The sequence below is a fragment of the Streptomyces sp. NPDC037301 genome (assembly GCF_055602785.1).
Genome location: NZ_JBVJWD010000004.1, coordinates 19994 through 34347 on the forward strand (window position 1 = coordinate 19994; position 14354 = coordinate 34347).

Below are 14354 nucleotides of genomic sequence, written 5' to 3' on the forward strand. Positions count from 1 at the left end.
CAGTGTCGTATCAAGGAGAGACAAATCGTGGCTGAGGAGCTCACCCCGGAGAACCCGGAGACCGAAGAAGAAGAGACGGTCAAGCAGCGGAAGAACGGCCTGTACCCGGGCGTCTCCGATGAACTCGCCGCGAACATGAAGTCCGGTTGGGCCGATACCGAGCTGCACGGCCTCGAACCCATCGCTCAGGCCGAGCACACCGCCGCCCGCCGCGCCGCGCTCTCCGCGCGCTTCCCCGGTGAGCGTCTGGTCATCCCCGCGGGCAAGCTGAAGACCCGCTCCAATGACACCGAGTACGCCTTCCGCGCCTCCACCGAGTACGCGTACCTCACCGGCGACCAGACCCAGGACGGCGTCCTCGTGCTGGAGCCGACCCAGGACGGGCACGAGGCGACCATCCACCTGCTGCCGCGCTCCAACCGCGAGAACGGCGAGTTCTGGCTCGACGGCCAGGGCGAACTGTGGGTCGGCCGCCGCCACTCCCTCGCCGAGGCCGAGCAGCTGCTGGGCATCCCGGCGAAGGATGTGCGCGAGCTCCCGGCCACGCTGGTCGAGGCCACCGGCCCGGTCCGTAACGTCCGCGGCCACGACGCCGGCATCGAGGCCGCGCTGACCGACAAGGTCACCGCGGAGCGCGACGAGGAACTGCGCGTCTTCCTCTCCGAGGCCCGACTGGTCAAGGACGCCTTCGAGGTCGCGGAACTGCAGAAGGCCTGCGACGCCACCGCACGCGGCTTCGAGGACGTCGTCAAGGTTCTCGACAAGGCCGAGGCGACGAGCGAGCGCTACATCGAGGGCACCTTCTTCCTGCGCGCCCGCATCGAGGGCAACGACATCGGCTACGGCTCGATCTGCGCGGCCGGCCCGCACGCCACCACCCTGCACTGGGTGCGCAACGACGGCGCGGTGCGCTCCGGCGAGCTGCTGCTGCTCGACGCCGGTGTGGAGACCGATGACCTCTACACCGCCGACGTGACGCGCACCCTTCCGATCAATGGCACGTTCACGCCGTTGCAGCGGAAGATCTATGACGCCGTGTACGAAGCCCAGGAAGCGGGCATCGCAGCCGTCAAGCCCGGTGCCGACTACCGCGACTTCCACGACGCCGCGCAGCGCGTGCTCGCCGAGAAGCTCGTCGAGTGGGGCCTGCTGGGCGACCTGTCCGTGGACAAGGTCCTGGAGCTGGGCCTCCAGCGCCGCTGGACGCTGCACGGCACCGGCCACATGCTCGGCATGGACGTCCACGACTGCGCCGCCGCGCGCACCGAGACGTACGTCAACGGAACGCTTGAGCCCGGCGTATGTCTCACGGTCGAGCCCGGTCTGTACTTCCAGACCGACGACCTGACCGTCCCCGAGGAGTACCGGGGCATCGGCGTCCGGATCGAGGACGACATCCTCGTCACCGAGGACGGCAACCGGAACCTCTCCGACAAGCTGCCGCGCCGGGCCGACGAGGTCGAGGCGTGGATGGCTCAGCTCAAGGGCTGATCCGGAACGTCCGGCAGGTCCGGCGACGGACCTCCGCGCTTCGAAGGGCGCCCCGCTCAGGACACCATGAGCAGGGCGCCCTTCCGCCATTTCAGGACCTTGTCGAAAGTCACCACGGCGCCACGGCCGGGACGGTTGCCGAAGTGGACGTGATCGGCAAGCTGCTCGATCAGACAGAGACCCCGGCCGTCCTCCGCACTGAGCGACGGGTACAGCTGGGGATCGTGCTGCTGCGCGGAAGTGCGCAGCGCGCGCCGGGCGGGGAAACCGGGCCCCGAATCGGTGACTTCGATACGGCACTTCTCGCCGTCCAGATAGGCGGTGACCCGGTACTGCCCACAGGCCGTCCCTGCGGGCTCGTCCCATACGTCCCACAGATCCCGGCCGACGCTCTGTTCTCCCTGGACCCTGTGGTCACCGCCGTGCTCAACAGCGTTGGCACAGGCCTCGCTGAGCGCGACCGAAAGGTCGAAGGAGATCTCCGGATCCACGCCCGCGGTCTCCATCGCGCCCAGCAGGAAACGACGGGCGAGCGGAACGCTCGCAGCCTCGCGCCGCAAATGGAGGGACCACCAGATGCTCATGCTCCAGCCTCCTGGCTGCGGCTCGACATACCGATACGTATTGCCGCGCAGGACCGTTCGTAAGCACAGACCGGATGTGAGACCGCTCATTCGGCGGATACCAGCACTCCGTACACCCGTGTATGCCAGACCCGGCCGATGGCCCCGACCGGTGTCCAAACCGGTCGCAGCGGCCACGGCCCGCATCCAGTCGGACGGAAGGTGACCTTCCGGACCTGCCGTACGGAGGCCCGAAGCACGGTGCGATGATGACCCCGCCATGTCTATGCCTGTCGCGCGCGCCGGAGCCGGTCTGCGGCTCCTGAGGGCCGCGGTGTTCACCGCGGTCTGTGTCGCGCTGTCCGCGGCAGGTCACTCCCTGGCTTCCTGCGCAGCCGTCCCCTGGTGGACCCTGCTCGCCGGATTCCTGGGGATCTTCGCGGTGACGGCACCGCTCGCCGGACGCGAGCGCTCACTGCCGTCCATCGCCGCCGTGCTGGCCGGCGGACAGATCGCCCTTCACACCCTCTTCGGCGTCGGTGCGCACACCACCTCGACGAACACCGCGGCGGGCGACGACTCACTGATCCGGTTCGCGGCAAGTCTCGTGTGCGGCATGGGACCCGCGCAGTTGAACGCCGCCGAAGCGCACCGCATCGTCACCGCCGCGGGCATCGACCCGGCGTCGGTGACGGCCGGCGGACACCAGCAGATGCCCTCCGCAACCGGCTCGGACCCGACCGCCCTTGCCGGCATGCTGCCCAGCCTGCCCATGCTGCTCGGCCACCTGCTGGCCGCCGTTGCCACCGGCTGGCTGCTGCGACGCGGCGAGATCGCCCTGTTCCGGCTGGCCCGGCTCTCCGCGCACAGCGCCCAGCAGATCGCGGCCGGAGCCCGGTTGCGTGCTCTGCGCGCCGCGCTCGCGCTCGTGAACGCCCTGCGCGCCGGACTTCCCGGAGGCCCGGCAACCGGGCCGCGCACCCCCCGTACCGCAGTCGACGCCCCGGCCCCGGCCACCGGGGGCCCCTTGCAGCACATGGTGATCAGGCGCGGGCCGCCACCCGTATACGCACTCGCAGCCTGACGCGACACCCTCCACTCGATGCACACACGACTCGACTCACGCACCCACCCGGTGCCATGCGAGTAGGCGTACGCACGCCGCACGTGAGGTAGAGGTGTCGCGATGCCGTCGCGCACCCGCGCGCCGGACCGCCTTTCCTTCGTGCTTCTGTGGAGAGATACCTGTCATGAACGTTTCCCGCATCGCCCTCGCCGGCGGCATCGCCGCGTCCACCGTGCTGATCCTCGCCGGTACGGCCTCCGCGCACGTCAGCGTGCAACCCCAGGGCGAGGCCGCCAAGGGCGGTTACGCCACCGTCAACTTCAAGGTCCCCAACGAGCGCGACGACGCCTCGACGACCAAGGTCGAGGTCAACTTCCCGACCGACCACCCGCTGGCCTCCGTCATGCCGCAGGCCGTGCCCGGCTGGGACATCGAGGTCACCAAGAGCAAGCTGGCCAAGCCGCTCGAGATGCACGGCCAGAAGATCAACGAGGCCGTCTCCAAGGTCACCTGGACGGCCAAGGGCGACAAGGACGAGCGCGGCATCCGCCCGGGCGACTTCCAGCAGTTCCCGCTCTCCATCGGCCAGCTTCCCGAGGACGCCGACCAGCTGGTGTTCAAGGCCATCCAGACGTACGACAACAAGGAAGTCGTCCGCTGGATCGAGGAGCAGAAGGACGGCGCCGCCGAGCCCGAGAGCCCGGCACCGGTCCTCAAGCTGACCGCGGCGACCGCCGATGAGCACAGCGCGGCCGCCGGCGCCACCGCGAAGGCAGCGGACAAGCAGACGACGGCCGCGTCGGACGAGTCCTCCAGTGACACCACGGCCCGCGTCCTCGGCATCGTCGGCATCGTCATCGGCGCCGCGGGGGTGACCTTCGGCATCCTCGCCGGCCGCCGCCGCACCGCCTGACCCACAGCCCCATCAGTCCCACCGACCCACCAGGAATCAGTGCTCCATGCGTAAGAAAACGGTGCTGGCCGCGGCGTTCGTCGCCGCGGCCGCACTCACCGTGTCCGCCTGCGGCAGCAGCGACGACGGCGCGAAGAAGCCCGTCGCCGATGTGTCCGTCCAGGCCAAGACCAAGGCCGCGACGGTACTCGACCAGCCGTTCACCAAGCCCGACCTCGTCCTCACCGACACCCACGGCAAGAAGTACGACCTCCGTGAGCAGACCAAGGGCAAGCCGACGCTGATCTACTTCGGCTACACCAACTGCCCCGACGTCTGCCCGCTCATCATGAGCAACATCGCCATCGCCAAGAAGTCCCTCCCCAAGGCCGACCAGGACAAGCTCCAGGTCGTCTTCGTGACCACCGACCCCGAGCGGGACACCCCGGCCTCACTGGGCAGCTGGCTCAAGGCCCAGGACGCCTCCTTCATCGGCCTCACCGGCGACTTCCCGACCATCCAGGCGGGCGCGCGCCAGACCGGCATCGGGATCGACGCCCCGAAGAAGGAGAAGGACGGCACGATCACCTCGATGCACGGCTCCCAGGTCATCGCGTTCTCCCCGAAGACCGACAAGGGGTACCTCATATACAGCGAGGACACCTCGCCCGACGACTACACCAAGGACCTCCCCAAGATCATCAAGGGGGAGACTCCGTGAACCGCCGCACCACTTTCGCCGGCGTCATCGCCCTCACCGCCGGGCTGACACTGGCGGGGTGCTCGTCCTCGGACAGCAAGCCCGAGCTGAAGGTGACCGGCGCGTTCATGCCTCAGCCCGTCAGCGACATGGCGGCCGGTTTCCTCGTCGTCAAGAACAGCGGCAGCACGTCCGACCGGCTCACCTCGGTCACCAGCCCGCTCTCGGACGACGTCACGATCCACGAGACGAAGAACCAGACGATGCGCATGGTGACGTCCTTCGAGGTGCCCGCGGGCGGCGAGCTGGATCTGGAACGCGGCGGGAACCACATCATGTTCATGAAGCTCAAGCAGCAGCCCAAGCAGGGCGAGAAGGTGTCCGTGGAGCTGCACTTCGAGAAGGCCGACCCGATAAAGGTCGACCTTCCCGTGAAGGAGACCACCCACAACCCGAAGAAGTAGTGAGGGACTGACTCGCCATGACAGCCACCGCCCCGCACTTCGGACCGTCCCCGTCCACTCACGCGCCACGCCGCCCACTCGCCGCGGCCGCACTCCTCGCCGCCCTTGTCGGCATGGTGTTCGGCCTGCTGCTGGGCGGCGCGGGCCCCGCGTCCGCGCATGCCGCGCTCACCGGGAGCGATCCGCAGGACGGGGCGGTGGTCGACACCGCTCCCAAGGAAGTCACTCTCACCTTCTCCGAGCAGGTCGCCATGGGCGACGACTCCATCAGGGTCCTGGACCCGGGCGGCAAGCGCGCCGACACCGGCATCGCACCGCGTGATCTGCAGAGCGGCTCCACCGTGAAGTACGGCGTCTCACTGCACACCGGGCTGCCCGACGGTACGTACACCGTCGCCTGGCAAGCCGTCTCCGCGGACAGCCACCCCGTCTCGGGCGCCTTCACCTTCTCCGTCGGAGCCCCCTCCAAGACCATCGTCGCCCTCCCGACGGACGAGGCCGGGGGCGGCCTCGTCGGCACCCTCTACGGCATCGCGCGCTACGCCGCATACGCCGGTTTCATCCTGCTGGCCGGCGGCGCCGCCTTCGTATTGGCCTGCTGGCAGCGCGGGGCGGGTGCGCGCCCCCTGCAACGCCTGGTCGTACGCGGCTGGATGACCCTCACCGCGGCCACCCTGGCCATGTTGCTCCTGCGCAACCCGTACACCGGCTCCGGGAAGCTCGCGGACGCCTTCGACCTCGACGGTCTGAAGGCCGTGCTCGACACCAAGCCCGGGGCGGCACTCGTATCCCGGCTGCTGCTGCTCGGCGCCTCCGCACTCTTCGTCGCCGTGCTGTTCGGGGCGTATGCGAAGCGCGAGGACGAACGCGAGAAGAAGGACCTCACCTTCGGTCTGGCCATCGGCGGCACCGTGATCGCCGCCGGGATCTCCGGGACCTGGGCACTCGCCGAACACGCCTCGACCGGGATCCAGCCGGGCATCGCCATGCCGGTCGACGTGCTGCATCTGCTGGCCGTCGCGGCCTGGCTGGGCGGGCTGGCGGCCCTGCTGGTCGCCCTGTACCGGACACCGGACATCGAAGCCGCGGCCGTGCGGCGCTTCTCCCGCATCGCGTTCGGCAGCGTGCTCGTACTCACCGCAACCGGGATCTACCAGTCCTGGCGCCAGGTCGGCACCTGGTCCGCGCTCACCGGCACCGGGTACGGGCAGCTGCTGCTCGTGAAGGTGGGGCTCGTTGGCGTCCTGGTCGGGATCGCCTGGATCTCGCGTCGCTGGACCGCACGGCTGATCACGAGCGGAACCGGCGGGGAGGGAGCGGAGCTCCGGGCCGACGCCAGGGACAAAGTCGAATTCGAGGAGTCCCCGGCCCCGGGTGCATCGGACGCCGTGGCCGAGGACCCCGCGCGGGCGGCCCAGCTCGCCCGGCAGAGGGCCGCCGTGGCCACCGCCGAGAAGAAGCGGATCCGCGATGCCGACCCCGACCGGTCCGGCCTCCGCCGTTCGGTGCTGGCGGAAGTAGGGGTCGCCGTGGCGCTGTTGGCCGTGACGACCGTACTGACCTCGACCGAGCCGGGACGTACCGAGGAAGAGGCGGCCCGCGCCTCGACGGCGGCAGCCGCCCCCGCGACCGAAGGCCCGGTCAATCTGACGCTGCCCTTCGACACAGGCGGCAAGAACGGCAAGGGAACGGTGCGGATGGATATCGACCCCGCCCGTACCGGTGCCAATGAACTCCACATCTGGATCAACAGCATCGACGGCAAGGCCATGGACGTCCCCGAGCTGAAGCTCGCCTTCACTCTGGGGTCCAAGGACATCGGCCCGCTCCCCGTCGTCCCTGTCCGGCTCACCGAGGGCCACTGGACCGCGAGCAACGTCCAGATCCCGATGGCGGGCGACTGGAAGGTCGCGGTGACCGTGCGTACGTCGGACATCGATCAGACGACCATCGACAAGAACGTGAAGATCGGCTGAGCAGGATCGTGAGCGGAAACAGCAACAGGAAGACCTCCGCAGGCAGCGGGGACGACAAAGCCCGTGGCCGCGGCGCCATCTCTCGGAGGCGGCTGCTCGGCAGTGCGGGCGCGGCCGGCGCGACCGGGCTGGTACTGGGTGCGGCGGGCGGCGCGACCGGCTATGCAGCGACCCGGACCGACGAGCCGACCGCTCTGACCGCGGTCGGCTCCACCCAGGTGATGTTTCACGGGAAACATCAACCGGGGATCACCACTCCGCTTCAGGCCCGCGGCCATCTCGTCGCCTTCGATCTGGCGCCCGGTGCGGGACGGAAGGAAGCGGCTGCCCTGATGCGTCGATGGTCGGCCGTGGCCCGGCGCCTGATGGCCGGCGAAGCCGCCGACAGCGGCGCGGCGGACGGCGCCGCCCATGACACCGGGATCGCGCTGGACGCCGGACCGTCCTCGCTGACCGTCACCTTCGGCTTCGGCCGCACCTTCTTCGAGCGCACCGGCCTGGTCAGCCACCGCCCACCGGGACTCGACCCGCTGCCGCCGTTCTCCTCCGACCACATCGACGCCAAGCGCTCCAACGGTGACCTCTGGGTACAGATCGGCGCCGACGACGCTCTCGTCGCCTTCCACGCGCTGCGTGCCGTGCAGAAGGAGGCCGCCCCGGCCGCCAGGGTCCGCTGGCAGATGAACGGCTTCAACCGATCCCCCGGCGCCACCGCGCAGCCGATGACCGCCCGCAATCTGATGGGCCAGATAGACGGCACCGGTAACCCGAAGCCCGCCGAGAGCGACTTCGACCGGCGCATCTTCGTACCGGCCGGGACCGATACGAAGTTCGACTGGCTGGCAGGCGGCTCGTATGCGGTCGTTCGGCGGATCAGGATGCTGCTCGACGACTGGGAGAAGCTCCCGGTGGAACGGCAGGAGCAGGTCATAGGGCGCCGCAAGAGGGACGGCGCTCCGCTGAGCGGTGGCGCCGAGACCACCGCGATGGACCTCGACAAGGCTGGCCCCGACGGCAAACTCCTGATCCCGGACAACGCCCACGCCCGGATTTCCTCCCCCGAGAAGAACAGCGGCGCGGCCATGCTGCGGCGCCCCTTCTCGTACCACGACGGCATCTCGGCGGACGGCACTCCGGACGCCGGGCTGCTGTTCATCTGCTGGCAGGCGGATCCGCTGCGGGGGTTCGTTCCGGTGCAGCGCAAGCTGGACCGCGGCGATGCCCTGTCGCCGTTCATCCGGCACGAGGCCAGCGGCCTGTTCGCGGTGCCGGGCGGTGCGGCGAACGGCGAATACGTGGGTCAGCGGCTACTGGAGTCCTGAGAGACCGGAGCACATTAGGGTGACGGTATGTCCGCCACGCGCTACGCATATCTCGGCCCTGAAGGCACCTTCACCGAGGTCGCCCTCCGTACGCTCCCGGAAGCCGCCACCCGCGAACTCGTCCCGATGGTCTCCGTACCGGTGGCTCTGGACGCGGTACGCAGTGGGACCGCCGCGGCAGCGCTCGTACCGATCGAGAACTCCGTCGAGGGCGGCATCACCGCGACGCTCGACGAGCTGACCACCGGCGAACCGCTGATGATCTACCGCGAGGTACTGCTCTCCATCACCTTCGCGCTGCTGGTGCGGCCGGGCACCAAGCTGTCCGACATCAAATCGGTCACCGCGCACCCGGCCGCGCAGCCGCAGGTGCGCAACTGGATGGCCGCCCATCTCCCGGACGCCGTATGGGAGTCGGCGGCCTCCAACGCCGACGGTGCCCGGCTGGTGCAGGAGGGACGGTACGACGCCGCCTTCGCCGGTGAGTTCGCGGCGGCGACCTACGGTCTCGAACCGCTGGTGACCGATATTCATGACGCGGTGAACGCGCAGACCCGCTTCGTCCTGGTGGGCCGCCCGGCACGGCCGGCGGCGCCGACGGGTGCGGACAAGACATCGGTGGTCATCTGGCTGGGCGAGGACCACCCCGGTGCGCTGCTCGAACTGCTCCAGGAGTTCGCGGTGCGCGGGGTGAACCTGATGCTGATCCAGTCGCGGCCGACCGGAGCCGGCATCGGGAACTACTGCTTCGCGGTGGACGCCGAGGGGCACATCGCGGACCGCCGGGTCGGCGAGGCCTTGATGGGGCTGAAGCGGATCTGCCCGAAGGTACGGTTCCTCGGCTCGTACCCGCGGGCCGGGGTGGCGTTGCAGGATGTACGACCACTGCGGGCGGGGACGTCGGACGCCGAGTTCACGGAGGCCTCCGACTGGCTGGCCCGCAATCTGGACGGCCGGGGCTGACGGCGGTCCGGGACTGTCGGCTGGTGCGCCCCGGGGCTGGTGCGCCCCGAGCCGCCGGTGCTATCTACCGCTTTTCATCATCCACAGAGTTATCCACAGGGGTGGTTCTCGACCTGGGGACAAGTCGACACTCCAATGCGACATGGTCGACATATCGCTCCAGTCGACCCAGACGCATCCACAAGTCGGTAGGTCGCCCAGGTTGCCCCGTGTCACCCGAATTCCATTGATCAACTCTTTTGGGCGGCGAATTCCCACCCGAACGAGCGTCTGAAGTGGGTTTGAACGGGGAATCCGTGAGCCCCCAAGCGGCTTTCGGAATGATCTTTTCCGATGTCCACAGATCTTCCTCACAGCCTGTGGATAACTTTGGGGAGCGTCAACACCTGTGGACAAGTGATGCCCAACTCCCCTTCCAGGCAAGGCGGATGCGTCAAGATGGCCGATACCTTCTGCCCCATTTAGGCGAATAAACTCTTTTCATTGACGATCGAGATCAACTCGGCCACGTAATACCCTCCAGCATTACCAATTCAGGCAATTCGGGCAAAGTGACACGCTTGGCAATATCGGTTCGAGCTGGAGAAGCGCACACCGGTAGCCTGGAGGGGTGATTGACCTTCGCCTGCTCCGTGAGGACCCCGACCGTGTTCGCGCCTCCCAGCGCGCCCGTGGAGAGGACGTCGCGCTCGTCGACGCCCTTCTCTCCGCCGACGAGCGGCGCAGGTCGTCCGGCGTCCGCTTCGACGAACTCCGCTCCGAGCAGAAATCGCTCGGCAAACTCATCCCCAAGGCTTCGCCCGAGGAGCGTGCCGAGCTCCTCAAGAAGGCCGAGCAGCTGAAGGCCGACGTCAAGGCGGCCGACGCGGCACAGGACGAGGCCGACGCCCAGGCCAAGAGCCTGATGCTTCGGCTCGGCAACATCGTCCACGAGGACGTGCCGGTCGGTGGCGAGGAGGACTTCGTCGTCCTGGAGACACACGGCACGATCCGTGACTTCGGGGCCGAGGGCTTCGAGCCCAAGGACCACCTGGAGCTCGGCGAGAAGCTCGGCGCCATCGACATGGAGCGTGGCGCCAAGGTCTCCGGTTCGCGCTTCTACTACCTGACGGGTGTCGGCGCGCTGCTGGAGCTCGCCCTCGTCAACGCGGCAATCGCGCAGGCCACCGAGGCCGGCTTCGTCCCGATGCTGACGCCCGCGCTGGTCCGCCCGCGCGCCATGGAGGGCACCGGCTTCCTCGGCCAGGCCGCGGAGAACGTGTACCACCTGGAGAAGGACGACTTCTACCTGGTCGGCACCTCCGAGGTCCCGCTCGCCGCATACCACATGGACGAGATCATCGAGGCCGACAAGCTGCCGCTGCGGTACGCGGGCTTCTCACCGTGCTTCCGCCGCGAGGCCGGTACATACGGCAAGGACACCCGGGGCATCTTCCGTGTCCACCAGTTCGACAAGGTCGAGATGTTCTCGTACGTCGACCCGGCGGACGCCGAGGCCGAGCACCGCAGGCTCCTGGACTGGGAGAAGCAGTGGCTCACCGCTCTCGAGCTGCCGTTCCAGGTGATCGATGTCGCCACCGGCGATCTGGGGGCCTCGGCCTCCCGCAAGTTCGACTGCGAGGCGTGGATCCCGACGCAGGGCAAGTACCGCGAGCTGACGTCCGCTTCGAACTGCGACGGTTTCCAGGCGCGCCGTCTGTCCGTCCGGATGCGCGACGGTAAGAAGGTCCAGCCGCTGGCGACGCTGAACGGCACGCTGTGCGCCGTACCGCGCACGATCGTGGCGATCCTGGAGAACCACCAGCTGGCCGACGGCTCCGTACGGGTGCCCGAGGTGCTCCGGCCGTACCTGGGCGGGCGCGAGGTTCTGGAGCCGGTCGCCAAGTGACCTTTCCGTACAAGCTCGTCGCGACCGATCTCGACGGCACTCTGCTGCGTAACGACGACACGGTCTCCGAGCGCACCCGTGAGGCATTGGCCGCGGTCACCGCGGCCGGTGCCGCGCACATCATCGTCACCGGTCGCGCTGTCCCGTGGACCCGGCACATCCTGGACGACCTGGGTTACGAGGGGCTCGCGGTCTGCGGCCAGGGCGCGCAGGTCTACCACGCGGGTGAGCGCAAGCTGCTGACCTCGCTGACGCTGGACCGGCAGCTCGCCGGTCTCGCGCTGTCCAAGGTCGAGGCCGAGGTCGGCCCGCTGGCGCTGGCGGCGAGCCGCGACGGGCTCGACGGCGAAGTGCTGGTCGGCCCCGGCTACCGCGTACAGGAAGGGCCGCTTCCGGCTGTCTTCGCGGAGGACCCGGCCGAGTTGTGGTCGGCGCCTCTGAACAAGGTCTACATCCAGCATCCCGATCTCGACGACGACGCACTGGCGAAGGCCGCGCGATCGGCCGTCGGCAACCTGGTCGACGTGGTCATGGCCGGTCCTGGTGTCGTGGAGATCCTGCCGCTGGGGCTGAGCAAGGCGACCGGACTCTCGCTGGCCGCGCGCCGGCTGGGTCTGAAGGCCGCTGACACTCTGGCCTTCGGTGACATGCCGAACGACATCCCGATGTTCGCCTGGGCACAGCGGGGTGTGGCGATGGCCAATGCGCATGAGGATCTGAAGGCCGTGGCCCAGGAGATCACCGCGTCCAACGAGGACGACGGCATCGCTGTGGTGCTGGAGCGGCTGCTCTAGTCGTACGGGCGGAGGTACGGGCGCGGGCAGTTGGAACGGCTGCTCCACTCGTACTGGTACCCCACACTGCTGTTGCGGAGGATGCGCGGATCGAACGCGCGCGGGGTTCACGGCCCCGACGACGGCTTAGCAAGCCGCTGCCTTTCCACTCGGCCAATCCTCCGGGAGGGCGGCCGCACGATGCGCAGAAACCGCCCCGGGCATCCTCTGCTCCGATCGGCACGGCGGAGTCGTGGGTGACTACTCCGGTGCCGGCTCGGGCCCGCCCTGCTGGGAACTCGACGGACTCGGACTCTCGGTCATCGTCGCGCTCCTCTCCCGGCCTGTGGCGTGCATGTCGGCGTGCGGCTGTTGCTGTCGGGGCGTGCTGCGCCGGTTCCGGCGTGTGCTGCACCAACTACTGTGACCGGAACGACCTTTCGGTGCCACCCGTTTTCCGGGCAGTACCGAAAGGCCGTGAACGGCCTTCGGATCAGCGCTGCTTGTTGCGGCGGCCCAGATCCTTCAGGTGGCGGGCGAGATCATCCATCCTTCCGTCGATACGGACGATGTCCTCGGACAGGTGGCCCAGCCGCACGCTCATGGCACCGACTACCTGATGTGTGATGTCCACCCTCCGGTCGAGGCTGTCGAGCCGGTGCGACATCCGGTTGAGGACGGGCCCGAGCTCCTGAAGCGCGCTGCCCACTCCTGCGAGGCAGCTCTCGACCCGGGTGACGCGGTGTTCGAGCGCGGCGTAGCCCGCGCGCAGGTCCTGCTCGGCGTCGAGCAGATACGTACGGACGCATCGGGCGATGTCGCTGTCGCGAAGAAGCATCGCGACGTTGAGCACGGTCCTGCGGGTGTAGAGGGTGAGCTGAGTGACGGCCTGTGGATAACTTTCGACCTCCTCACTGCTCCATAGGGACAACATGTCCCTATGGAATTCCCGCAGCTCAGAGCCGCGAAGCAGCCTGAGTCCGTTCTCTGTGACCTCGGCTCGATGCCGCTGGGTGACCTTCTTGATGACTTCTGTGGATACTTCGAAGTAACGAGCCACATCCTCTGTGCGAAGGTGAATTCCGTCCGGCAGCATGACAAGGCTCTTGACCTTGTCGAGGACGTCGACGCGCCCCATCTGCTCGACGCGCAGCGCACGCGATTCGAGCAGGGCGACTTCCATGGGCATGGACATGCCTTCCGATCGTGAAACCGACGATGGACAGCCCCGTCCGGGCTTGAAAGGCGGAGGACGCTCACGGTTGCCACTCACTCGGTGACCGACCCGGCGGGTACTCCCTCACCGGCATCGGCAATCCCTGATTTCACGAAAGCTACGACGCCACAGATTCCAGTCGCCTCCACGCACCCTGCACAACGAACCGATAACCGTACAGTTACGCGTACTACTGTCCGAAATGCGTCAACCCCCGCCCAGGAGGCGAGGGTTGACGACGATCGAAGTGATCAGAAACGGAGCACGGCAGAAGTATCCGGGGGAACCCCCGATCACTCCTCGCCGGCCAGCTTCAGTGTGCGCAGCTTCTGACCTGCGTACCAGGTCGCCACCACCGTGACCACCACCAGCAGGACCGTCGCGACCGGCAGTCCGACATCGGAGGTGATCGCGCCGGCCCCGCCGACCTTCTCGGCAACCGCGAGGGACCACTGCTGAACGCTGAGCGTGCGTGCCCCCGGCACCAGAGTGCCGAACAGGGCCTCCCACACCAGCGCATAGACGAGGCCGAAGACGACCGCGTGCCGGCTGACGGTGCCCAGCAGCAGGAACAGCGAGCTGTACGCGATCGAGGCGACCAGCGCCGCGATGGTGTAAGCCACCGCGATCTGCTGGCCGTTTCCGTTGAGGATCAGCCCCGCGATCAGCGTGGGCAGTGCGGAGAAGACCATCGTGACGGCGATGGCCACGATCAGCTTGGTGAAGATGATCGTCGGCCGCTTCACCGGCTTGGCCAGCAGATAGACGATCGATCCGTCGTCGATCTCCGGACCGATGGCGCCGGTTCCGGCGATCACGCCGATCAGCGGCACCATCGTGGCGATGGCGAAGCCGCCCAGCACATCCGAGGCGACCTGGTCATCGGCTCCGGCGAACGCCCGTACCGCCACGGCGATGATCACCAGCAGCGCCGGCAGGACGAAGAGGATGGCGGCCCGGCGCCGGCCGAGCAGGGCCCGGTAGGTGAGCCGGGCGACTGTGGGGTCGTACATGACGCTTCACAGCTCCTTTCAGGCCAC

13 protein-coding genes and 1 tRNA gene are annotated in these 14354 nt (G+C 68.3%); 10 read left to right on the top strand and 4 right to left on the bottom strand.

Annotated features, from left to right (window positions below; genetic code table 11):
- Positions 1 to 27: 27 nt before the first annotated feature.
- A complete protein-coding gene (locus ACZ7IB_RS08810) occupies positions 28 to 1491 on the top strand; it encodes an aminopeptidase P family protein (RefSeq protein WP_470910533.1) in 1464 nt (487 codons plus the stop codon).
- 56 nt (positions 1492 to 1547) lie between these two features.
- On the opposite strand, the gene ACZ7IB_RS08815 is transcribed toward ACZ7IB_RS08810, so the two are convergent.
- Entirely contained in the window at positions 1548 to 2075 is a 528-nt protein-coding gene (locus ACZ7IB_RS08815; RefSeq protein WP_470910535.1) for an ATP-binding protein, read from the bottom strand.
- Positions 2076 to 2334: 259 nt separating this feature from the next.
- Between ACZ7IB_RS08815 and ACZ7IB_RS08820 the strand changes: the two genes are divergently transcribed.
- The 9 genes from ACZ7IB_RS08820 to ACZ7IB_RS08860 all read left to right on the top strand — a co-directional run bounded on the left by ACZ7IB_RS08820 (position 2335) and on the right by ACZ7IB_RS08860 (position 12119).
- A complete protein-coding gene (locus ACZ7IB_RS08820) occupies positions 2335 to 3138 on the top strand; it encodes a hypothetical protein (RefSeq protein ID WP_470910538.1) in 804 nt (267 codons plus the stop codon).
- Positions 3139 to 3304: 166 nt separating this feature from the next.
- Entirely contained in the window at positions 3305 to 4033 is a 729-nt protein-coding gene (locus ACZ7IB_RS08825; protein WP_470910541.1) for a YcnI family copper-binding membrane protein, read from the top strand.
- A 46-nt stretch (positions 4034 to 4079) separates the two neighbouring features.
- Complete coding sequence (locus ACZ7IB_RS08830) at positions 4080 to 4733, top strand: SCO family protein (RefSeq protein ID WP_470910543.1); 654 nt, start codon at positions 4080 to 4082, stop codon at positions 4731 to 4733.
- The gene (locus ACZ7IB_RS08835; protein WP_470910545.1) at positions 4730 to 5176 is read left to right on the top strand and encodes a copper chaperone PCu(A)C; all 447 of its coding nucleotides are present in this window, start codon (positions 4730 to 4732) and stop codon (positions 5174 to 5176) included. Before ACZ7IB_RS08830 ends, ACZ7IB_RS08835 begins: the two co-directional genes overlap by 4 nt.
- Before the next feature lie 17 nt (positions 5177 to 5193).
- Complete coding sequence (locus tag ACZ7IB_RS08840; protein ID WP_470910547.1) at positions 5194 to 7152, top strand: copper resistance CopC/CopD family protein; 1959 nt, start codon at positions 5194 to 5196, stop codon at positions 7150 to 7152.
- A gap of 8 nt (positions 7153 to 7160) precedes the next feature.
- Positions 7161 to 8474 (top strand): iron uptake transporter deferrochelatase/peroxidase subunit, encoded by a 1314-nt coding sequence (gene efeB / locus ACZ7IB_RS08845; RefSeq protein ID WP_470910549.1) that lies wholly within the window; start codon positions 7161 to 7163, stop codon positions 8472 to 8474.
- 27 nt (positions 8475 to 8501) lie between these two features.
- Positions 8502 to 9437, top strand: coding sequence for a prephenate dehydratase (gene pheA, locus ACZ7IB_RS08850; protein WP_470910551.1), 936 nt, complete (start codon positions 8502 to 8504; stop codon positions 9435 to 9437).
- Positions 9438 to 10047: 610 nt separating this feature from the next.
- Complete coding sequence (gene serS, locus ACZ7IB_RS08855; protein ID WP_470910553.1) at positions 10048 to 11325, top strand: serine--tRNA ligase; 1278 nt, start codon at positions 10048 to 10050, stop codon at positions 11323 to 11325.
- On the top strand, positions 11322 to 12119 hold the full coding sequence (locus ACZ7IB_RS08860) for an HAD family hydrolase (protein ID WP_351255658.1): 798 nt from the start codon (positions 11322 to 11324) through the stop codon (positions 12117 to 12119). Before serS ends, ACZ7IB_RS08860 begins: the two co-directional genes overlap by 4 nt.
- A gap of 75 nt (positions 12120 to 12194) precedes the next feature.
- Here ACZ7IB_RS08860 and ACZ7IB_RS08865 read toward each other — a convergent pair.
- From ACZ7IB_RS08865 to ACZ7IB_RS08875, 3 genes are all read right to left on the bottom strand, one after another.
- Positions 12195 to 12282: transfer RNA gene (locus ACZ7IB_RS08865), tRNA-Ser, on the bottom strand.
- Between the two features lie 309 nt (positions 12283 to 12591).
- A complete protein-coding gene (locus tag ACZ7IB_RS08870; RefSeq protein WP_470911155.1) occupies positions 12592 to 13287 on the bottom strand; it encodes a hypothetical protein in 696 nt (231 codons plus the stop codon).
- Between the two features lie 320 nt (positions 13288 to 13607).
- Positions 13608 to 14327, bottom strand: a complete 720-nt coding sequence (locus ACZ7IB_RS08875; RefSeq protein ID WP_470910555.1) for an ABC transporter permease — start codon at positions 14325 to 14327, stop codon at positions 13608 to 13610.
- Between the last annotated feature and the right edge of the window lie 27 nt (positions 14328 to 14354).